This window comes from Cognatundibacterium aquatile, assembly GCF_014699135.1.
In the GTDB taxonomy this organism is placed as follows: Bacteria; Pseudomonadota; Gammaproteobacteria; order Burkholderiales; family Burkholderiaceae_D; genus Undibacterium; species Undibacterium aquatile.
Window position 1 is genome coordinate 136107 of the sequence record NZ_JACOFT010000004.1, and the last position, 20937, is coordinate 157043.

The 20937-nt window shown below is 48.3% G+C and carries 23 protein-coding genes and 1 tRNA gene; 16 read left to right on the forward strand and 8 right to left on the reverse strand.

Going from position 1 to position 20937, the window contains the following annotated elements; translation table 11 throughout:
- Positions 1 to 26 precede the first annotated feature (26 nt).
- The 8 genes from H8K26_RS12285 to H8K26_RS12320 form a co-directional block, all read right to left on the reverse strand.
- Entirely contained in the window at positions 27 to 803 is a 777-nt protein-coding gene (locus H8K26_RS12285) for a segregation and condensation protein A (RefSeq protein ID WP_186885287.1), read from the reverse strand.
- A 99-nt stretch (positions 804 to 902) separates the two neighbouring features.
- On the reverse strand, positions 903 to 1112 hold the full coding sequence (locus H8K26_RS12290) for a DUF3460 family protein (RefSeq protein ID WP_186897924.1): 210 nt from the start codon (positions 1110 to 1112) through the stop codon (positions 903 to 905).
- Positions 1113 to 1259: 147 nt separating this feature from the next.
- Positions 1260 to 1841 (reverse strand): LOG family protein, encoded by a 582-nt coding sequence (locus H8K26_RS12295; RefSeq protein WP_190479886.1) that lies wholly within the window; start codon positions 1839 to 1841, stop codon positions 1260 to 1262.
- Complete coding sequence (locus H8K26_RS12300) at positions 1838 to 2509, reverse strand: TetR/AcrR family transcriptional regulator (RefSeq protein ID WP_186885105.1); 672 nt, start codon at positions 2507 to 2509, stop codon at positions 1838 to 1840. The genes H8K26_RS12295 and H8K26_RS12300 overlap by 4 nt, the downstream gene beginning before the upstream one ends.
- Positions 2510 to 2574: 65 nt before the next feature.
- On the reverse strand, positions 2575 to 3087 hold the full coding sequence (locus tag H8K26_RS12305) for an RDD family protein (protein WP_317889275.1): 513 nt from the start codon (positions 3085 to 3087) through the stop codon (positions 2575 to 2577).
- Positions 3088 to 3090: 3 nt separating this feature from the next.
- The gene (locus H8K26_RS12310; RefSeq protein WP_190479887.1) at positions 3091 to 3807 is read right to left on the reverse strand and encodes a DUF3106 domain-containing protein; all 717 of its coding nucleotides are present in this window, start codon (positions 3805 to 3807) and stop codon (positions 3091 to 3093) included.
- A 2-nt stretch (positions 3808 to 3809) separates the two neighbouring features.
- Positions 3810 to 4226 (reverse strand): DUF3619 family protein, encoded by a 417-nt coding sequence (locus H8K26_RS12315; protein ID WP_186897927.1) that lies wholly within the window; start codon positions 4224 to 4226, stop codon positions 3810 to 3812.
- The gene (locus H8K26_RS12320; RefSeq protein ID WP_190479889.1) at positions 4223 to 4795 is read right to left on the reverse strand and encodes an RNA polymerase sigma factor; all 573 of its coding nucleotides are present in this window, start codon (positions 4793 to 4795) and stop codon (positions 4223 to 4225) included. The genes H8K26_RS12315 and H8K26_RS12320 overlap by 4 nt, the downstream gene beginning before the upstream one ends.
- 528 nt (positions 4796 to 5323) lie before the next feature.
- Between H8K26_RS12320 and H8K26_RS12325 the strand changes: the two genes are divergently transcribed.
- From H8K26_RS12325 to H8K26_RS12400, 16 genes are all read left to right on the forward strand, one after another.
- Entirely contained in the window at positions 5324 to 7039 is a 1716-nt protein-coding gene (locus H8K26_RS12325) for an acetolactate synthase 3 catalytic subunit (protein ID WP_190479891.1), read from the forward strand.
- Position 7040: 1 nt separating this feature from the next.
- The gene (ilvN, locus tag H8K26_RS12330; RefSeq protein ID WP_186885109.1) at positions 7041 to 7532 is read left to right on the forward strand and encodes an acetolactate synthase small subunit; all 492 of its coding nucleotides are present in this window, start codon (positions 7041 to 7043) and stop codon (positions 7530 to 7532) included.
- 57 nt (positions 7533 to 7589) lie between these two features.
- A complete protein-coding gene (gene ilvC, locus H8K26_RS12335; RefSeq protein ID WP_186897929.1) occupies positions 7590 to 8606 on the forward strand; it encodes a ketol-acid reductoisomerase in 1017 nt (338 codons plus the stop codon).
- A gap of 523 nt (positions 8607 to 9129) precedes the next feature.
- Positions 9130 to 9858: an SIMPL domain-containing protein gene (locus H8K26_RS12340; protein ID WP_190479892.1), complete on the forward strand. Its 729-nt coding sequence runs from the start codon at positions 9130 to 9132 to the stop codon at positions 9856 to 9858.
- 113 nt (positions 9859 to 9971) lie between these two features.
- The gene (gene pssA, locus H8K26_RS12345; RefSeq protein ID WP_190479894.1) at positions 9972 to 10838 is read left to right on the forward strand and encodes a CDP-diacylglycerol--serine O-phosphatidyltransferase; all 867 of its coding nucleotides are present in this window, start codon (positions 9972 to 9974) and stop codon (positions 10836 to 10838) included.
- Between the two features lie 356 nt (positions 10839 to 11194).
- A complete protein-coding gene (locus H8K26_RS12350; RefSeq protein ID WP_190479896.1) occupies positions 11195 to 12733 on the forward strand; it encodes a 2-isopropylmalate synthase in 1539 nt (512 codons plus the stop codon).
- Positions 12734 to 12851: 118 nt separating this feature from the next.
- Entirely contained in the window at positions 12852 to 13121 is a 270-nt protein-coding gene (gene rpsO, locus H8K26_RS12355) for a 30S ribosomal protein S15 (protein ID WP_186885114.1), read from the forward strand.
- Positions 13122 to 13338: 217 nt separating this feature from the next.
- A complete protein-coding gene (gene pnp / locus H8K26_RS12360; protein WP_190479898.1) occupies positions 13339 to 15483 on the forward strand; it encodes a polyribonucleotide nucleotidyltransferase in 2145 nt (714 codons plus the stop codon).
- 97 nt (positions 15484 to 15580) lie between these two features.
- Complete coding sequence (locus H8K26_RS12365) at positions 15581 to 16561, forward strand: NAD(P)H-quinone oxidoreductase (RefSeq protein WP_190479900.1); 981 nt, start codon at positions 15581 to 15583, stop codon at positions 16559 to 16561.
- Positions 16562 to 16752: 191 nt separating this feature from the next.
- Entirely contained in the window at positions 16753 to 17502 is a 750-nt protein-coding gene (gene tpiA, locus H8K26_RS12370; RefSeq protein WP_190479901.1) for a triose-phosphate isomerase, read from the forward strand.
- Between the two features lie 44 nt (positions 17503 to 17546).
- Entirely contained in the window at positions 17547 to 17912 is a 366-nt protein-coding gene (gene secG, locus H8K26_RS12375; RefSeq protein ID WP_190479903.1) for a preprotein translocase subunit SecG, read from the forward strand.
- Between the two features lie 85 nt (positions 17913 to 17997).
- Positions 17998 to 18082 (forward strand) — tRNA-Leu (locus H8K26_RS12380).
- A gap of 110 nt (positions 18083 to 18192) precedes the next feature.
- Positions 18193 to 18552 (forward strand): NADH-quinone oxidoreductase subunit A, encoded by a 360-nt coding sequence (locus H8K26_RS12385; protein WP_186885119.1) that lies wholly within the window; start codon positions 18193 to 18195, stop codon positions 18550 to 18552.
- Between the two features lie 6 nt (positions 18553 to 18558).
- Positions 18559 to 19035, forward strand: a complete 477-nt coding sequence (locus tag H8K26_RS12390; RefSeq protein WP_186885120.1) for a NuoB/complex I 20 kDa subunit family protein — start codon at positions 18559 to 18561, stop codon at positions 19033 to 19035.
- 29 nt (positions 19036 to 19064) lie between these two features.
- Positions 19065 to 19661 (forward strand): NADH-quinone oxidoreductase subunit C, encoded by a 597-nt coding sequence (locus tag H8K26_RS12395; RefSeq protein ID WP_190479905.1) that lies wholly within the window; start codon positions 19065 to 19067, stop codon positions 19659 to 19661.
- A complete protein-coding gene (locus H8K26_RS12400) occupies positions 19661 to 20914 on the forward strand; it encodes an NADH-quinone oxidoreductase subunit D (RefSeq protein ID WP_186885122.1) in 1254 nt (417 codons plus the stop codon). The genes H8K26_RS12395 and H8K26_RS12400 overlap by 1 nt, the downstream gene beginning before the upstream one ends.
- The last annotated feature ends 23 nt before the right edge of the window (positions 20915 to 20937 follow it).

Below are 20937 nucleotides of genomic sequence, written 5' to 3' on the forward strand. Positions count from 1 at the left end.
TGTGATGTTTCGGTTATCAATGATACTCAGACTGGCGAATAGGCGAGTCTGACGTAGATGGGCGCGAAGGCTTCGGCCTGCGTGATTTCTATCAGCGTTTCTTTCGCCAGTTCGAGCAAGGCGACAAAATTCACGACCAGTACCGGCGCGCCGCGGGAAGGATCGAATAATTCGGAGAATTCGACAAATTTAGTCGATTGCAGCTTACGTAAAATACCGGACATGTGTTCGCGTACCGATAATTCTTCGCGGCTGATTTTATGATGCGCCACCAGTGTTGCCCGCTTCATGATGTCGGCCCAGGCGGCTTGTATATCGGCTATTTCCACATGCGGCCAGTGCAATACCGTGTTTTGCTCGACGAATACCTGTGCGTGCAAAAAATCACGGCCTAACTGCGGTATCGCATTTAAATCGTAAGCAGCCAGTTTCATTTGCTCATATTCGAGCAGGCGTCGTACCAATTCCGCACGCGGGTCTTCAGCCTCGTCTTCGGCATTGCTTTTGGTGGATGGCAGCAGCATGCGCGATTTAATCTCGATCAGCATGGCGGCCATCAGCAGGTATTCTGCGGCAAGCTCCAGATTATGTTCGCGAATCTGATCGACGTACTTCAGATATTGCAAGGTCACTTGCGCCATCGGAATGTCGAGAATATTGAAATTCTGTTTGCGGATCAGATACAACAATAAATCCAGCGGCCCTTCGAATGCCTCCAGAAAAACTTCCAGCGCATCTGGCGGAATGTATAAATCATTCGGCAGCTTGAACAATGGCTCGCCGTACAGTCGCGCAAACGCCATGCCGTCAACGACATCGGGCGTGCTATCAACGGCACCGACCAGAGGTAACTCTGACGAGGGAAGTTCAGACGTAGTCACAAGCAGGGCGCTCTGACAGGATCAGCCTTTGTTTTGGTAAACGTAAGCTTGTTGAGGCACGCGGGATTCCAGATTGTTTTTTTGCGTTTCCAGATCAACTGGAGCTTTGTCCCATAACAGCGCGCGACCATCACGCTGGCTTTGCTCCAGCTTAGGATTCGCAGTTTTTAAACTTTTGAGAAAGCCAGTTGCTTCGGATTCGTACAGAGAAAATTGCTTGGAGAATTTCATAGTATTGAAATAAACACGTAAAGAACGGATGAAGCGGCATTTTACTCTGTATTTCCGGGAAAACCGCATTCGTCCAGATATGGATGGAAAAGTATTCGCAGGCACAGACGCTTCCCAGCGACGCGTCTGTGGCAGAGTACTGACAGATTACAGGTCTGGTTTATCTACCCATTTACGCACGTGTACAGGTTGATAGGTCGCGAAGTGCTGTAATAACTCTGCCGGATTACTACTGGAATAGAGTAAATCCAGATGCGCTGAGCGCAAGAAGCCTTGTTGCTGGGTATTCTTTAAAAATTCCAGCAGACCGTCGTAGAAGCCTTCGACATTCAGTAAGCCTATCGGTTTGTCATGAAAACCCAGTTGTGCCCAGGTCATGACCTCGAATAATTCTTCGAGTGTACCTATGCCGCCTGGCATAGCGATAAAACCATCGGATAATTCCGCCATCATGGCTTTGCGCTCATGCATATTTTTGACGATATGCAGCTCGCTCAGGCCGCGATGACCGACTTCTTTATCCATCAGCGCTTGAGGAATAATGCCGGTGACTCGCCCGCCAAGCCGCATGACTTCATCGGCAATGATACCCATCAGGCCGACGTTGCCGCCGCCATAGACCAGTCCCAGCTGTTGTTCGACCAGATTTGCTGCCAGTTGTCTGGCACCAGCCGCATAGGCGGGCAGGATTCCTGCCGCTGAGCCGCAATAAACGCAGATTGCTTTCATGAATGATTCATTTTTTGCAGGTAGTTCTGCGACATTTTTTCAAAAACCTGTTTGGTTTCGCCGCGTAAATACGGGCTGATTAGTACGATGACCTGATAGCAGCCGCGCGCCAGTGATTCCGACATGGTTTGCAGCTCTGAATATTTACGCGGATTGCGTACATATTCATACGACAGCCAGTAAGTGGCAACGACCACCATATTGGTTGCGAGCGCATCTATATCCATATCGGTTGCTTCGAATTCACCGTCGGCACGCAAGTCGTGACAGAGATCGGTGGCGACTTTGATTTTATGCGACAGGATTTCTTTGAAGTTGAGTTCCAGCTTACGGTTGCGAGACAGTAAATCACTCAGATCGCGATAGAAAAAGCGATAGCGCCATACCAGTTCAAAAGTCAGATGCAGATAGGTCCAGATATCCTGAATATTTGCTTTTCTACCCTGTGGAAAGGCGAGCTTTTTATTAATTTCCGCCTCAAACTGGGTAAAAATGGAGTTGACGATATCGTCTTTATTGCGGAAATGGTAATACAGATTGCCGGGCGAAATATTCATTTCTTCGGCAATCACCGTTGTTGTGATGTTTGGCTCACCAAATTCATTAAACAAGCGGAGGGAAAGTTCGAGGATGCGTTCCCGGGTGCGGCGAGGAGCTTTGTGTTGCATGTGATTCTTCTCGAAAAATTATTTCATTAGAATAACATCGTTCTGTTCAACAGCAAAACCTCTCGCTACATTGTGGCAATTTTCTCGTTCTCAGAAGAAACGTGAAATAAGCGTGTTTTAGCGAGCTTATCGTGTAAAAATTGACCATGTTCGTCGAGACGTGATGTCATCGCCCAGCCTGCGATGCCGATACCGAGAACGATTACCATCGGCCACTCTTTAAGTCCGAGCTGATAATTGATGGCCATTGCTGGAATAAACCACATCCAGGCAAGGCAATAGCGGACGATCGCCTTCACCAACGGAAGTTTTTTGCCGTCGGTATCTGCCACGCGGATGCGCCAGGTTTGCATCGCAAGCGTTTGTCCGCTGCGGGTCCAGCAAAACACAAAATAAATACCGATGACGATAAACAGCCACACTTGCCGTAGGTGTCGCAAGGTCAGTGCGTGCTTGCTTTGCGTGATGACATCAAACAAAAAACCGGCAACAAAGACGATGCCGAATAAGAGCAAGGCCTCATAGACCATGCAAATTAAACGGCGACGTAAAGTGGGTGTGGCTAAAACGCTGTTCACAGATTATTTCGATACGGCTTGGGATGCAGAACCCGCGGCCGGAGCGATGGCAGGTTCACTGACGGCAGGCAGACTGCCGGAAGCTGGCGCAGGTGCGGCCACTAATGCTGCTGCCGATGCTGGCACCGGTGTTATTGGCGCGATCGGCGCTGCTAACGCTGGTTTTGCCGGTGGCTTAGGGCCCAGCTTAATCGGTGCCAGTATTTGCGGATTTTTCACCAGATCAGGCGATAAATTGGTCACGCTTTTTTTCTTTGCATGCTCCTGCGCGAGACGTTGTTTTTCTTCGGCGCTGAGTTGCTGATATTGCTGCCACTGCGCTGATTTTTGCTCAGGTTTCACCAGCGAGCTTTTTGCGAAATTTTCACGCGCTGCCATGCGTTGTTCCGGTGTGAGCTTAATCCATTCGCGCATTCTTTCTTGCACGCGAACTTGCTCTTCCGGCTTCATTTTTGCGTAGCGTGTGACTATTTCCAGCCATTTTTTCTTGCGGCCTTCGGGGAACTTATCCCATTCTCCTGCCAGTGGCGCCAATGCCTGTTTTTGCATGACATTCAGTTCCGACCACAATGGCCTTACCAGTGTGGCAGGTGCTGCAATTGCAGGTGTGGCTGCCGGTTTGGAAGCAGGCACAGCATTAGTGCCGCCCGCCAGCGCAAATGGCAGGCCAGCACTGAAAAGCAGGAAAAATACGTAATGACGTAAATTGGAAAACGCCACGTTTACTCCTCCGCTTTATTCAGATAAGCGGTAAAGCCGGTATCGACATAAGCTGCGGGCGGTAATTCATCAACGAGGACAGCGGCATCAATATCAGCTAATTCGCTGATGTTTTGTTGCTGTTCGTACTCATAAATACCAAACAATCCGGCAACCAGCGCCAGCATAGGTAGCAATAAACTCACTTTACCAAACCAAGAGCCCATGCCTTGAGACGCAAAACCGTTTACCCCGGCGAAGACGTTTTTGATTGCCAATACACTGACAGGAGCTTCCTGCTTCTTGCGGGCAAGAGCAAGCTTGCGTGCTTGCGCCAGTCTCTCCAGTGCCGGAGATGGGATATTTTCTGCTGATTCGTTCAGGGCACGTTTTACCTTGTAGGCAAAATCAAGATCCCGCGATTCTTTTGAGTAGTTCATAACTGTATTCCTTTAGCCTTGAGGTTGGCGGCCAGTGCGTGGGTTGCACGAGAGCAATGCGTTTTGACGCTGCCTTCTGAGCAGCCCATTGCTGCGGCTGTCTCTGCGACATCCATGTCTTCCCAGTAACGCATGAGGAAGGCTTCCCGTTGACGCGCAGGCAGCTTTTTTATTTCATCATCAATAATATTCAGAACCTGTTCACGTTCTAACTTATCCGCAGTCGATTCTGCCGCTTCAGTTCCTTCTTCCGCAGCGTAACTTTCAAGTAAGTCAAAGTTATCATCGTCCTGATTATTGCCGGGCGTAATGCTGGAAAACAGGCTGACCCAGGTATTCCGCACTTTCTCACGCCGGAAAAAATCCAGAATGGTGTTTTGCAATATTCTCTGAAACAGCATGGGCAATTCATTTGCCGGCTTGTCGCCATACTTTTCAGAGAGTTTAATCATTGCTTCCTGGACAATGTCCAGCGCTGATTCCTCGTTCCTGACCGTATAGACAGCATGCTTGAAGGCACGCCTTTCCACATTTTCCAGGAAATTCGATAATTCTTTATCAGTAGCCATTGTTGGCGATATTCATATAGTGATGGTGTATTTACTTGTCAATAGTGGCGCTACCCGCTAAAAAAGCTGCCTGCTTTTAAAATTGCGCATATCCTAGCAAAAATAGCCTTACGTGTCCCAAGTTTTGTCTTGCGGCGAATTTTCCCGGATCAAATAAGTCATTGATAAAAAGAGAAAAGAATAATTCTGCTTGACCAAAATGCTGCAACGCATTACCGTATGAGTCCACCTCAAAATCTCGGGGTATCAAATACTTGGCTGGAATAACCCACAATGTTATTGCCCGCAAGTGCGCTTTAATGAAGCTGTTTGTTCTAACCCATGCCACAAGCGTGAGAAATTTGTCGTTGTAAAGCCTTAACACTGATTGAACGAGTGCCTTAAGCATTTTCCGGTACCACGCCCAACGGGAGTGTAAAAGAAAATGTCGCGGTACAAAAAGGAATATCAGCTCACCGGATTTACATGTCGATTTCGCCAGGAAAGAACATCCGATCAATTTCCTATGGACCTTGAAAGGACAACATAATGAGTTCAGAATTTACAGGCGCAGAGATACTGGTCAAGTGTCTTGCCGAAGAAGGTATTGAGCATGTTTTCGGATATCCGGGCGGCGCAGTACTTTATATCTACGATGCAATCTACAAACAAGATAAGTTTCAGCATATCCTCGTTCGTCACGAACAGGCTGCAATTCATGCTGCTGATGCTTACTCCCGTTCTTCCAATAAAGTAGGTGTGGCTCTGGTCACATCCGGACCTGGCGTTACCAATGCGGTGACCGGTCTGGCAACTGCTTACATGGATTCGATTCCTATGGTGATCATCTCGGGTCAGGTATCCAGTGCCGTTATTGGCCAGGATGCTTTCCAGGAGTGTGACACGGTAGGTATTACCCGTCCTTGCGTGAAACATAATTTCCTGGTCAAAGATGTACGGGAGCTGGCAGAGACGATCAAAAAAGCATTTTTCATCGCAACAACCGGACGCCCAGGCCCTGTGCTGGTTGATATTCCTAAAGATATCAGCATGCACAAAACCACTTACAGCTATCCGCGTGAAGTTGAAATGCGTTCTTATAAGCCTGTCGATAAAGGACACGCTGGTCAGATCCGCAAGGCTGTTCAGTTGTTGCTGCAGGCAGAACGCCCGATGATCTACACCGGTGGCGGCGTTATTCTGGCGCATGCTTCTGCTGAATTAAATAAGCTGGTGGACGAGCTGGGATTCCCTTGCACAAACACGTTGATGGGTCTTGGTGCTTATCGCGCCAGCGATGAAAAATTCGTCGGCATGCCCGGTATGCATGGGACGTACGAAGCTAACATGGCGATGCAGCACTGTGATGTGCTGATTGCGATCGGTGCACGTTTCGACGACCGCGTGATTGGCAATCCTAAGCATTTTGCGTCGAATACGCGCAAAATTATTCATATAGACATTGACCCTTCCTCAATATCCAAGCGCGTGAAAGTGGACATTCCTATTGTTGGTAATGTCAAAGACGTATTGCAAGAGATGTTGTCGCAGTTAGGTGCAGTCGAAACCCGTCCTGATCCGAAGCCGCTGGCAGCATGGTGGAAACAGATCAACGAGTGGCGCGGAAAGGAATGCCTGAAATATGCCACTTCGTCTGAACTCATCAAGCCACAATCGGTGGTTGAAAAAGTGTGGGAAGTAACCAATGGCGATGCCTTTGTGACTTCCGACGTAGGACAACATCAGATGTGGGCGGCGCAATACTACCGTTTCGATAAACCGCGTCGCTGGATTAACTCCGGTGGTCTGGGCACGATGGGCGTTGGCCTGCCATACGCGATGGGCGTGCAGATGGCGAATCCCGATGCGACCGTTGCCTGCATTACCGGCGAAGCCTCGATACAAATGTGTATCCAGGAATTGGCGACCTGTAAGCAATATCACCTGACACCCAAGATCATTTTGTTGAATAACCGCTTCCTCGGTATGGTCAGACAGTGGCAGCAAATTGATTATGGTTCACGCTATTCCGAATCCTATATGGATTCACTGCCGGACTTCACCAAACTGGTGGAAGCTTATGGTCACGTCGGCATGAAAATTGAAAATCCTGCAGACGTTGATGGTGCAGTACGTGAGGCGTTCGCAATGAAAGACAGACTGGTATTCATGAACTTCATTACCGATCAGACAGAAAATGTCTGGCCTATGGTGAAGGCGGGGCAGGGCCTGACTGAAATGCTGCTTGGCTCGGAGGATCTGTGATATGAGACACATTATCTCCATCCTGCTGGAAAATGAAGCCGGTGCATTGTCCCGCGTGGTCGGATTGTTTTCTGCCCGTGGCTACAATATTGAAACGCTGACGGTTGCGCCGACCGAAGACCCGACCTTGTCCCGCATGACCATCGTTACCAGCGGGTCAGACGACATCATCGAGCAGATCACGAAACACCTGAATCGTCTGATTGAAGTGGTGAAGGTGGTTGATCTGACTGAAGGCGCACACATCGAACGCGAGCTGATGCTGATCAAGGTCAGAGCGGTAGGTAAAGAGCGCGAAGAAATGAAGCGTACAGCGGATATTTTCCGCGGCCGCATCATTGACGTGACCGAAAAAACCTACACCATAGAATTGACGGGCAACAAAGGTAAATTGGATGCATTCATTGATTCCATCGACCGTGCGTCAATTCTGGAGACAGTCAGAACGGGTGGCTCAGGTATAGGACGCGGCGAACGCATCCTCAAGGTATAAGCAAGTATTCATCTGCCTCTGGCATATAAAAATCATTCAAATTAAATAGGATAAAAAATGAAAGTTTTCTACGATAAAGATTGTGATCTGTCCCTGATCAAAGGTAAAAACGTTGCCATCATCGGCTATGGTTCACAAGGTCATGCACACGCGCAAAACCTGAACGACTCTGGTTGTAATGTGACTGTCGCTCTGCGTAAAGGCGGCGCATCATGGTCTAAAGCTGAAGGCGCTGGCCTGAAAGTGGCAGAAGTCAACGAAGCGGTGAAAGCTGCTGACGTCATCATGATTTTGCTGCCGGATGAAAACATCGCTCAGGTGTACAACGAAAACGTTGCACCTTACGCCAAGCAAGGTGCGGTACTCGCGTTTGCACACGGCTTCAATGTGCACTACGGTCAGGTTGTGCCACGTGCTGATCTGGACGTCATCATGATCGCCCCGAAAGCACCAGGCCACACAGTACGCGGCACTTATTCGCAAGGTGGCGGCGTGCCACACCTGATCGCTGTTTATCAGGATAAATCCGGCTCTGCCCGTGATATCGCTTTGTCGTATGCAATGGCGAATGGCGGCGGCCGTGCCGGTATCATCGAAACGAACTTCCGCGAAGAAACAGAAACAGATTTGTTCGGTGAACAAGCTGTGTTGTGCGGCGGTGCTGTTGAACTGATCAAAGCGGGTTTCGAAACTCTGGTGGAAGCTGGTTATGCACCTGAAATGGCGTACTTCGAATGTCTGCATGAATTGAAACTGATCGTTGATCTGATCTATGAAGGCGGTATCGCTAACATGAATTACTCGATCTCGAACAATGCAGAATACGGCGAATACGTGACAGGCCCACGCGTTGTGACGGAAGACACCAAAAATGCGATGCGCCAATGTCTGAAAGACATTCAGACTGGTGAATACGCGAAGAGCTTCATCCTGGAAAACAAAGCAGGCGCGCCTACCTTGATTTCCCGTCGTCGTCTGACTGCAGAACATCAGATCGAAGAAGTCGGCGCAAAATTGCGTGCGATGATGCCATGGATCGCTAAAAACAAACTGGTTGATCAAAGCAAAAACTAATTGCTGAGATCGCCGGGCATCATACAGCGTGCGCTTGCAGGCGCACGCAGCTCGAAAGCTAAAAGTCGTCCACGTGGACGACTTTTTTTACGCCTTCAAGTACACATGGATTGCTAAAAATAAGCTGGTTGATCAAAGCAAAAACTAATTGCCAAGATCGCCGGGCGTCATCCCGCGTGCGCTTGCAGGTGCGCGCAGCCCGAAAGCTGAAAGTCGTCCAACGGGCGATTTTTTTTTGCCTTCAAATATCCCTTGTTTTACCCGTGAAATTTGAAAAATAGGGGAGTATGTTTCATTTTCTCGTATATGTCTTAATGAAATATAGGGGTTTTAAATATACTGGGGGGAGTATATTTAAGGCTTGAAACGGGTTAATTCCCAGGGTTAACTCTGAAATTCGATTCCCAGTGAAGTCATTAATTGAATCGTAGATGGGTGTGATCATTGAAAAAGAGGTATCTTTGCAACTTGAATCAAGAAGACTTGTCTGAATCAACAATACCAACATTTCTGGGGAATGATCATGAAAAAACTACTTGGCTTGACTGCTGCTTGTTTGCTGGCATTGCCGGTTGTCGCGCAGACGCTCACTGGCACCGTCATTACGGTCTCAGGATCGGCGGACGTGAAGGCGGACAATGATCAGGCGGTGCTCAATTTTTATATCGAAGAGCAGGACAAAGACAAGACCGCGGCAGCGTCGCGGGTGAATCAGAAAATGAAATCCGGTACTGATCTGATCAGGAAAGAAGACCCGCAGGCAGAGTTGCGGACGCGGTCTTATTATTCTTACCCCATCTATGCTGAAACCCCAGCCAATGCGGCAGGGCAGCCTGTCAAACGCCAGATCATCGGGTGGCGTTCAGGTCAGTATCTGGAGGTGAAAACCACGAACATTGCGCAGTTGTCGTCCACGGCAGCAGCAGGGCAGAAAGTGTTGGCGCTGAACGGTGTCAATTTTGGCTTATCTGATGCAGCGATTAAAAAATTCGAGGCCGCGCGGGTTGAGGCTGGTTACCACCAGTTTTCTGACAAAGTAAAAATGATTGCATCGACGCTGGGTAAGAAGCCGGATGATATTGTGATCGAGTCTCTCGATTTCGATAACGCCGGCAGTGAATTGCGTCAGTTTGAAGCGGCACCGATGATGCTCAAAGCGGCCAGAGCCGACGCAGCCGCAACGGAACCCAGCTTCGAGCCGGGATTTACTTCATTGAATATAAAAATCACTGGAAAACTGCGACTGAAATAGACCATACACTCGTGCTTGCGGGTTTGCCTGACCGATAAACAGAGTTATACTGCCAGCGCAAAGTGCCAGGTTCCGCCCGACATGTTCGGGCTATTTTATTTCTTTAGATTCACATGCCATCTTTTAATCGACGCAAACCCAAAGGTAACTTCAAACTTTTCCCCAAAGGCGTACGTAAAACGCAGCAAAGAACAGATGCTGACGGTATTGCCTTACCGGTAAAAGCGACGGCGCGCGGACGTGGCATTTATCTGTTGCCGAATGCATTTACGACGGCGGCGCTGTTCTGCGGTTTTTACGCGATCGTCATGGCGATGGATCAGCGTTTTTATCAGGCGGCACTCGCGATTTTTGTTGCGATGGTGCTGGATAGTCTGGATGGTCGGGTGGCCCGTATGACGAATACCCAAAGCGAATTCGGCGCACAGTACGACAGCCTGTCAGACATGATTTCTTTTGGCGCGGCTCCTGCGCTGGTTGTGTATGAATGGTCGCTGCGCGGTATGGATAAACTAGGCTGGCTTGCCGCTTTTGTTTACTGTGCCGGCGCAGCATTACGACTGGCACGCTTTAATACGAATATCAGCATCGTTGATAAACGTTATTTTCAGGGCTTACCAAGCCCGGCGGCGGCGGCCTTAGTTGCTGGTTTCGTGCTGCTGATGGATGATTTGCACTTTGTCGGTGGCGACCTTCGTTGGATCGCGTGGGGCATCACTTTATTCGCTGGCTTGACGATGGTGACCAATGTGCCGTTTTACAGTTTCAAAGATGTGAACCTGAAAAAAAGCGTTCCTTTTATTGCGCCTTTGTTAGTGTTACTGGTGTATGTGGTGGTGGTCAGTGATCCGCCTAAAGTGTTATTTGGTTTGTTTGTGTTGTATGGCTTGTCCGGTTACGTCGTATTGTTGTGGCGCTGGCGCAAAGGTCGTCCGATCAGCATTATTCAGACCAGCGTGGAAACCCACGACGATAAATAAAATTTTGTTTTAACGCAGAATCGCCACAATGTACAAAATGCATTGTGGCTTTTTTTCTTTTCGGATTAATTAAATTAGAAATAGGCTGCTATAAATTCTTGCACTTTTCTGTGTTCACGCTTATAGTCGAATGCATGAACTTTTCAGTCACATCCCTCACATTAAAAACTTTAGCAGACGCCTCCCGTCTGCTATCGCTATTTGCATTTCTACTAGTGCGGTAACGCGCTAAATCCCCTATACCCACAATTTGTGTAATCTCTTACCCCTGTGTGCGTTGCAAGGGTGGGGCAGAGAACATTCAGCATTTTTATCGATTCATTTTCAATCTCAAACATTCTTTTCAGGAGAAAATCATGGCAGACAAACTCATCATATTTGACACCACTTTGCGCGATGGCGAGCAATCCCCGGGCGCGTCGATGACAAAGGATGAAAAACTGCGTATTGCAAAACAACTGGAACGATTGAAAGTTGATGTCATTGAAGCGGGTTTTGCGGCCGCGTCTCCTGGCGATTTTGAATCGATCAAGGCGATTTCCGCGACGATTAAAGATTCCATCATTTGTTCTTTGTCGCGCGCCAATGACCGCGATATTTCCCGTGCCGCAGAAGCCTTGGCTGCTGCGCAGCGCAAGCGTATTCATACCTTTATTGCGACCTCTCCTTTGCACATGGAGAAGAAATTGCGCATGAGTCCGGATCAGGTGTTGGAGCAAGCGATTCAGGCAGTGCGTTTTGCGCGTAATTTTACTGACGACGTTGAATTCAGCCCGGAAGATGGCAGCCGCTCCGAAATGGATTTCCTGTGTCGCGTAATTGAGGCCGTCATTAAAGAGGGGGCAACCACAATTAATTTCGCCGACACGGTCGGTTATGGAGTGCCTGAGTTGTACGGCAATATGTTGAAAACTTTGCGTGAACGCATTCCGAATTCCGACAAAGCAATCTGGTCGGTGCATTGTCATAACGATCTGGGAATGGCAGTGGCGAATTCACTGGCCGGTGTCATGATCGGTGGCGCTCGTCAGGTCGAATGTACGATTAACGGACTTGGCGAGCGCGCCGGTAATACCGCACTTGAAGAGATAGTGATGGCAGTGCGTACGCGTAAAGATTACTTTAATCTCGATCTGGGTATTGATACGACTCAGATTGTTCCGGCATCTAAACTGGTGTCGCAAATTACCGGCTTTGCAGTGCAGCCAAATAAAGCCGTGGTTGGCGCAAACGCGTTTGCACATGCCTCCGGCATTCATCAGGATGGCATTCTGAAAGCCCGCGATACCTATGAGATTATGCGCGCCGAAGACGTGGGCTGGAGTGCAAATAAAATTGTTCTCGGTAAGCTCTCTGGCCGGAATGCATTTAAGCAGCGCCTTGAGGAGCTTGGTATTGCACTGGAATCTGAAGCGGAAGTGAATGCGGCATTTGCCCGTTTCAAAGAGTTAGCGGATCGCAAATCTGATATTTTTGATGAAGATATTTTGGCGTTGGTTTCAGATGAAGAGCAGGCCAATGACAAAGAGGCTTACCACTTTGTTTCGCTGGCCCAGCATTCTGAAACCGGCGAATCACCAAAAGCAAAAGTGGTGTTTGCTTTTGCCGGTAAAGAAGTGACTTGTGAAGCAAAAGGAAACGGCCCGGTGGATGCGATTGTGAATGCGATTGAATCTGAGGTGAACAGTGGCGCTGAATTGCTGCTGTTTTCAGTCAACGCAATTACGACCGGCACGCAGTCTCAGGGCGAAGTGACGATGCGCTTGCAAAAAGCCGGACGTATCGTCAATGGCGTGGGGGCAGATCCTGATATCGTCGTGGCGTCTGCGAAAGCCTACTTGTCAGCGCTGAATAAACTCGAGTCAAAGTCAGAAAAGCTGAATCCACAAGTTTGATTCATTGATTATTTGTGTGCTATAGTCTCGGCTCCCGTCATTTTGGCGGGAGTTTATTTCACGATAACGACGGTTTTGTCATCAAACGACTCTTGTTATCGCATGTAAAGGAAAAATTATGTCTATCGAAAAAAGTGCAAAAGCCGCTATCGTAGCGGATAACGCCCGTGGTCAAAACGACACAGGTTCTCCAGAAGTTCAGGTTGCTTTGCTGACAGCCCGTATCAATGATTTGAACGGTCACTTCAAAGCCCACGGTAAAGATCACCATTCCCGTCGCGGTCTGATTATGATGGTTAACCGTCGTAAAAGCCTGCTGTCTTACCTGAAAGGTAAAGACCTGAATCGCTATCGCGCTCTGATCGAAAAACTCGGCTTGCGTAAGTAATTCTTGCTGAATTTAGCAAAAAATTTATAGCAAAAAGCCTGCGTCAGTTGACTGTCGCAGGCTTTTTGCTTATCTGGTGTTTTGGTTTTGTGCGAAATTTTTAGCAAAATTGTTAGAAATAAGCAAAAAACTGGCAAAAGGCAGTCCTGAGGGATTGCACGTGGTGAGGTGAACGACAGCGCCTGAAAATCTGTCGGCAAAATAGAAAGGACACATTGTGTTTAACAAAATTACGAAAACTTTCCAATACGGTCAACATCAGGTGACATTGGAGACCGGTGAAATCGCACGTCAGGCCTCTGGCGCAGTGATGGTCTCGATCGAAGACACTGTTGTGCTGGCAACTGTGGTTGCAAAAAAAGATGCTAAACCTGGTCAGGATTTCTTTCCTCTGACCGTGGATTACATGGAAAAAACTTACGCTGCCGGCCGCATTCCTGGCGGTTTCTTCAAGCGTGAAGGTCGTCCATCAGAAAAAGAAACATTAACTTCACGTTTGATCGATCGCCCGATTCGCCCTTTGTTTCCTGAGGGTTATCTGAATGAAGTTCAGGTGATTGTGCACGTATTGTCAGTCAATCCTGAAATTGATCCGGATATCGCTGCGATGATCGGTGCTTCTGCAGCGATTTCTGTTGCTGGCATTCCTTTCAGTGGCCCTGTTGGTGCCGCGCGCGTTGGTTATATCGACGGTCAGTACGTATTGAATCCAACTGCGACGCAGTTGAAATCTTCCAAACTGGATCTGGTTGTTGCGGGTACTGAACAAGCTGTATTGATGGTGGAATCCGAAGCGCAGCAATTGTCTGAAGAAGTCATGCTGGGTGCTGTTGTGTTCGGCCACGAGCAAATGAAAGCTGTTATTGATGCGATCCACGAATTGGTACGCGACGGTGGCAAACCTGAAGTGCAATGGGCACCTGCAGCAAAAAATGAGCCGCTGATCGCTGCGGTCACTACTGTTGCAGAACCGCTGTTGCGTGCTGCATATCAAACCAAAGAAAAGCAAGCCCGTACTGAGCAATTGAAGGCCGCAACGTCTGCAGTTGCTGCTGCGCTGGCTGAACAAGCTGCCGCCAAAGGTGAGGTAGCTCCTGATTCAGCAGACGTCGGCAATATTCTGTTTGATCTGGAAGCGAAAATCGTTCGCTCCCAAATCCTCGAAGGTGAGCCGCGTATTGATGGTCGCGACACTCGCACTGTGCGTCCTATTACTATCCGCACTGGTATTTTGCCACGTACGCATGGTACCGCTTTGTTCACCCGTGGTGAAACACAGGCTTTGGTGATTGCAACTTTGGGTACTGCACGTGACGAACAAAAAATCGATGCGTTGATGGGCGAATACTCTGACCGCTTCATGTTGCATTACAACATGCCTCCATTTGCTACTGGTGAAACTGGTCGCGTTGGTACGCCGAAGCGCCGTGAAATCGGTCATGGTCGTTTAGCTAAGCGTGCATTGCAGGCGGCATTGCCTGATCCGGAAGATTTCAGCTACTCCGTACGTCTGGTTTCTGAAATCACTGAATCCAATGGTTCTTCTTCGATGGCGTCTGTTTGCGGTGGCTGTCTGGCTCTGATGGATGCAGGTGTGCCAATGAAAGCGCATGTTGCAGGTATCGCCATGGGTCTGATCAAAGAAGGTAACAAGTTTGCTGTTCTGACCGATATTCTGGGTGATGAAGATCACCTCGGCGATATGGACTTTAAAGTTGCCGGCACTGCAGAAGGTATTACTGCATTGCAAATGGATATCAAAATCCAGGGCATTACTAAAGAAATTATGCAAGTCGCTTTGGCGCAAGCTAAAGAAGGTCGCGTCCATATTCTGGGTAAAATGCAAGAGGCAGTTCCGGTTGGTAACACCGAATTGTCCGATTTCGCTCCACGTCTGATCACAATCAAGATCAATCCTGAGAAAATCCGTGATGTGATCGGTAAAGGTGGTGCGGTGATCCGTGCGCTGACTGAAGAAACAGGTACGCAGATCGATATCAGCGACGAAGGCGTTGTTACTATCGCTTCTGTCGATGCGGCGGCTGGTCAAGAAGCCAAGCGTCGTATTGAAGAGCTGACGGCAGAAGTTGAAGTCGGCAAAATCTACGAAGGTACTGTGTTGAAGTTGCTGGACTTCGGTGCGATTGTGCAAATCATGCCAGGTAAAGATGGTCTGCTGCACATCAGTCAGATCGCCAACGAACGCGTCAACGCAGTTGCTGACTATCTCAAAGAAGGTCAGCAAGTACGCGTCAAAGTGTTGGAAACCGATGATCGTGGTCGCTTCAAGTTGTCCATGAAAGCAGCTGCTGTTGAAGGTGATACGCAGGCTCAGTCACAAGAGCCGCAGGCAGCCCAGTAATTGTGCTGTTTGTCATGAGTTGTTGAAAAAAACGCCCGTTTAAACGGGCGTTTTTTTATTGACTTACAATGATTTTTTTATTTATTCGGTGAGTTTTATGCGTGCAATTGAAATTACGAAATATGGAGCGCCCGAGGTTTTGCAATTGTGTGAGCGCGAGATTCCGCAAGCGCAGACTGGTGAGATTTTGATTAAGGTGCATGCTGCAGGCGTGAATCGCCCGGACGTGCTACAGCGGCTTGGCTACTACCCTGTTCCTCAGGGGGCTTCAGATTTGCCAGGGTTGGAGGTTGCCGGAGAAATTGTTGGTGGAGACTTATCGACGACTGATTTTCAGGTGGGTGATTTCGTCTGCGCGCTGGTGCAGGGTGGTGGATACGCTGAATATTGTGTTGCGCCTGCTGCGCAGTGTCTTCCCGTCCCCAAGGGTTTAAGCATGGTAGAGGCAGCCTCGTTGCCAGAAACTTATTTCACCGTCTGGAGTAATGTCTTTGATCGCGCCAGATTGAGTGCTGGTGAGACTTTACTGGTACAGGGGGGCACATCAGGAATTGGTGTTGCTGCGATTCAGATCGCAAGCGCTCTCGGGCACCGGGTTTTTGCTACGGCGGGAACAGATGAAAAATGCCGTGCTGCTGAGGGCTTGGGAGCAGAGCGTGCTATTAACTATAAAACTGAAAAATTTCCCGAGGTTGTCAAATCACTGACTGCTGGTAAGGGGGTGGATGTGATTCTTGATATGGTCGCAGGAAGTTATATTCCAATGGAGATCGATAGTCTCGCAGATGATGGCCGGATTGCGATTATTGCCTTGTTAGGCGGTAACCGTGGAGAGGTTGACTTTGGGCAGGTCTTGCGTCGGCGACTGACGATAACCGGGTCAACCTTGCGTCCACGTTCTGTTGAGTTTAAGAGGCAGATTTCTTCACAATTGCAGCAACATGTCTGGCCGTTACTTGAGGCAGGAAAAATCAGGCCGGTTATTCATCAGGTGTTCCCTTTGACTCAGGCGGATCTGGCGCACGCTTTGATGGAGGATGGTCGTCACATAGGCAAAATTATGTTGCAGTTGGTGTAATTCTGTCGGGGTTCTTATTTTTCGAGATATCGAAGGCACAGATCGCAGTGTGTCTAGAAATGAATTGCCTAGATGTGCAGGGCAGGCATGTGTCGGCTTGGGCTGTAGGTCGTGTTTGTTTTGTGCTGCCTTTGTTTGACCGGGTATTGTCAGCGGGATACAATAGACGGTTATTTATATTCTGATCTCTTATGCGACGTACACTAATTGCGGGTAACTGGAAAATGAACGGCAGCTTCGCGGCCAATCGTTCGTTGTTATCTGAAATCGTAGCCGGATTGCCCGTATCTTCGGATTGTGATGTTTTGGTATGTGCGCCAGCGCCGTACCTGACTCAATGTGCTGAGTTGCTGACAGCGAGCCTTGTAAAATGGGGCGCTCAAGATGTTTCTGAGCATGCACAAGGTGCATTTACCGGTGAGGTTGCCGCATCGATGCTGGTTGATTGCGGTTGTCGATATGTGATCGTCGGGCATTCTGAACGGCGCGCGTATCATGCTGAATCGAATGCGGTTGTCGCAAGAAAAACTTTGCGTGCGTTATCCGAGAACTTGATCCCTATTGTATGCGTGGGGGAAACCTTGGAGCAGCGTGAAAGCGGTCAGACAGAAGACGTTGTTGCTGCGCAATTGCAGGCGGTGTTGGATGTTGTTGATGTTGCGCAAATTACTCAGCTTGTTGTTGCTTATGAGCCAGTGTGGGCAATTGGTACCGGTAAAACGGCGACGCCACAAATGGCGCAGGACGTACACGCCTTTTTGCGTCAGCAAATTGCTTTGAAAGATGTTGCTGCAGCTGCTTCGGTGCAAATACTTTATGGTGGTAGTATGAAGCCCGAAAATGCAAAGGACTTACTGGCAATGGTAGATATTGATGGTGGTTTGATCGGTGGCGCCGCGTTGAAGTCTGCTGATTTTCTCGCTATTGCTGCTGCAGCTTGATTGTATTGCTGAAGATTGAAGATTAATTTTTTTAGGTGTTTTGAATGCAAACTTTTTTTACATTGGTAGTGGTCGTTCAGGTTATCTCTGCATTGGCAATTATTGCGCTCGTTTTGCTGCAGCATGGTAAAGGTGCGGATATGGGAGCTTCTTTTGGTTCGGGTGCTTCCGGTAGTCTGTTTGGTGCAACAGGTTCCTCCAACTTCTTGTCGCGCTCCACAGGTATTGCGGCGGCGATATTTTTTGCTGCAACATTGGCCTTGGGTGTTTTTGGTGGTGAGCGTAAGCCAGCTGGCGGTGTGATGGATAACCTGCCAGTGACAAAAGTAGCGCCTGCAGTTGTGCAAACACCCGCACCAGCGCCTGCTGCTGCGGCTTCGTCTGCGCAATCGAATCAGATTCCAAAATAAATTTATATTTCCCGGCAAAAAAACTTGAATTTCCTCGATTGTGCGTTGAACAATGAGGTCATTCAGGGTAGAATGCTGGGCTTATGCCGACGTGGTGAAATTGGTAGACACGCTATCTTGAGGGGGTAGTGGCGAAAGCTGTACGAGTTCGAGTCTCGTCGTCGGCACCAAAAAACAAATCAGTTTTCTTTTCTGATTTTGTCGAGGAAGTGGTTATTTTTGATGAGGTCCTTCAAAAATGGCTTGCTTCAATATGGCGTTCAAATACAGGTAGCCTAACGTGAACCTCGAAAATTATTTCCCAGTTCTTCTCTTTATTCTGGTTGGTATCGGAGTCGGTGTATTGCCTCAGGTTTTGGGGCGTGTTCTCGGTCCGTATAAGCCGGATTCTCAAAAAACATCAGCATACGAGTGTGGCTTCGAGGCGTTTGAGGATGCGCGTATGAAATTTGATGTGCGATATTATCTGATCGCGATTCTCTTCATTCTCTTTGATCTTGAAACTGCATTTTTCTTCCCGTGGGGCGTTGCTATGCGCGATCTGGGATGGGCTGGTTTCTTGATTATGCTTGGCTTTGTGCTCGAATTTGCTGTCGGGTTTTGGTACATCTGGAAAAAAGGCGCTCTGGATTGGGAGTGATGGAAAATGGCTATTGAAGGTGTGTTGAACGAAGGCTTTGTTACGACAACAGCCGATAAGCTGATTAACTGGACGCGTACGGGTTCTATGTGGCCGATGACGTTTGGTCTGGCTTGTTGTGCGGTTGAAATGATGCATGCTGGTGCGTCCCGTTATGATCTGGATCGTTTTGGTGTTGTGTTTCGCCCATCTCCACGTCATTCGGATGTGATGATCGTCGCGGGTACCTTGTGCAACAAGATGGCGCCTGCGTTGCGAAAAGTCTACGATCAGATGGCGGAGCCTCGATGGGTTATTTCCATGGGTTCTTGCGCTAACGGTGGTGGTTATTATCATTACTCGTACTCCGTTGTGCGCGGCTGTGATCGCATTGTTCCAGTTGATATTTATGTGCCTGGTTGTCCGCCGACGGCAGAAGCATTGCTGTACGGTGTCATTCAGCTGCAAAACAAGATTAAACGTACAAACACTATCGCGCGCTGATCGCGCGATTGCTGAGGCAGCCTTTAACTATGACGATCAAATTAGAAAAACTCGAGCAGGCATTAAAAGCAGTCTTGGGTGAGCGTATTCTTGAGCTGAAAAATGCTCTAGGTGAGTTGACGATTGTTGTGTCGGCAGCTGAATATTTGCAGGTGATGCGTGATTTGCGTGATCACTCAGATACGTGTTTTGAAGAATTGATTGACCTTTGTGGTGTTGATTATTCTACCTATGCTGATGGTGCCTGGGATGGTTTCCGGTATGCAGTCGTAACGCACTTGTTGTCGATTAAAAATAACTGGCGTCTTCGGGTTCGTGTTTTTGCGCCGGATGATGAAATGCCGCTTGTATCTTCTTTGACTGATGTCTGGAATGCTGCTAATTGGTACGAGCGCGAAGCCTTTGATTTGTATGGCATATTGTTTGACGGTCATAACGACTTGCGTCGTATTCTGACTGATTATGGTTTTATTGGTCACCCATTCCGCAAAGATTTCCCTGTGTCTGGTTATGTGGAGATGCGTTACGATGCGGATCAAAAACGCGTTGTCTATCAACCTGTGACTATTGAGTCGCGCGAAAATACCCCGCGTATTATTCGCGAAGAAAATTACGGGATGAAATAATGGCTGAGATTAAGAATTACACACTCAACTTTGGTCCTCAGCATCCTGCTGCGCATGGTGTATTGCGCTTGGTGCTGGAATTGGATGGTGAAGTTATTCAGCGTGCCGATCCTCATATCGGCTTGTTGCATCGTGCAACTGAAAAATTGGCAGAACAAAAAACATTTTTGCAATCTGTTCCGTACATGGATAGGCTCGATTACGTCTCGATGATGGCGAATGAGCATGCCTACGTTATGGCGATTGAGAAGATGCTCGGTTTGGAAGTGCCTCTGCGTGCGCAATACATACGCGTGATGTTCGATGAAATTACTCGTTTGTTGAACCACTTGCTGTGGATAGGCGCACATGCGCTTGACGTCGGTGCAATGGCTGTGATGTTGTATGCGTTCCGTGAGCGGGAAGATTTGATGGATTGCTATGAGGCGGTTTCCGGAGCGCGTATGCATGCGGCTTACTATCGTCCTGGTGGTGTCTATCGTGATTTGCCTGACGAAATGCCTAAGCATAAAGCATCTTTGCTGAAGAACGAAAAGTCTATGCGTTTTCTTAATGAAAACCGCCAAGGTTCTTTGCTTGATTTTATCGAGGATTTTACAAATCGCTTCCCGAAATATGTCGATGAGTATGAAACCTTGTTGACGGATAATCGTATCTGGAAGCAGCGTTTAGTCGGTGTCGGTGTTGTATCGCCTGAGCGTGCGAAAGCGATGGGCTTTACCGGTGCGATGTTGCGTGGATCTGGTGTTGAATGGGATCTGCGTAAAAAACAACCATACGAAGTTTATGATTTGCTCGACTTTGATATTGCTGTTGGTGTCAATGGTGATTGCTATGATCGCTATCTCGTTCGCGTAGAAGAGATGCGTCAATCTAACCGCATTATTAAACAATGCGTAGAGTGGCTCAGAAATAATCAGGGGCCTGTGATTTCAGATAATCACAAGGTTACGCCACCACATCGTGTCGACATGAAGTCAAATATGGAAGATTTGATTCATCATTTCAAGTTGTTCACAGAAGGCTTCCATGTTCCTGCTGGCGAGGCTTATGCCGCAGTTGAGCATCCAAAAGGTGAATTTGGTATTTACTTGATGTCCGATGGTGCTAATAAACCGTACCGCTTGAAGATTCGCGCTCCAGGCTTCCCGCACCTGCAAGGTCTGGATGAAATGGCGAAGGGACATATGATTGCCGATGCAGTAACTATTATTGGTACTCAGGACATTGTTTTTGGTGAGATTGACAGATAAAAACGTCATCTGACGTTTATTTG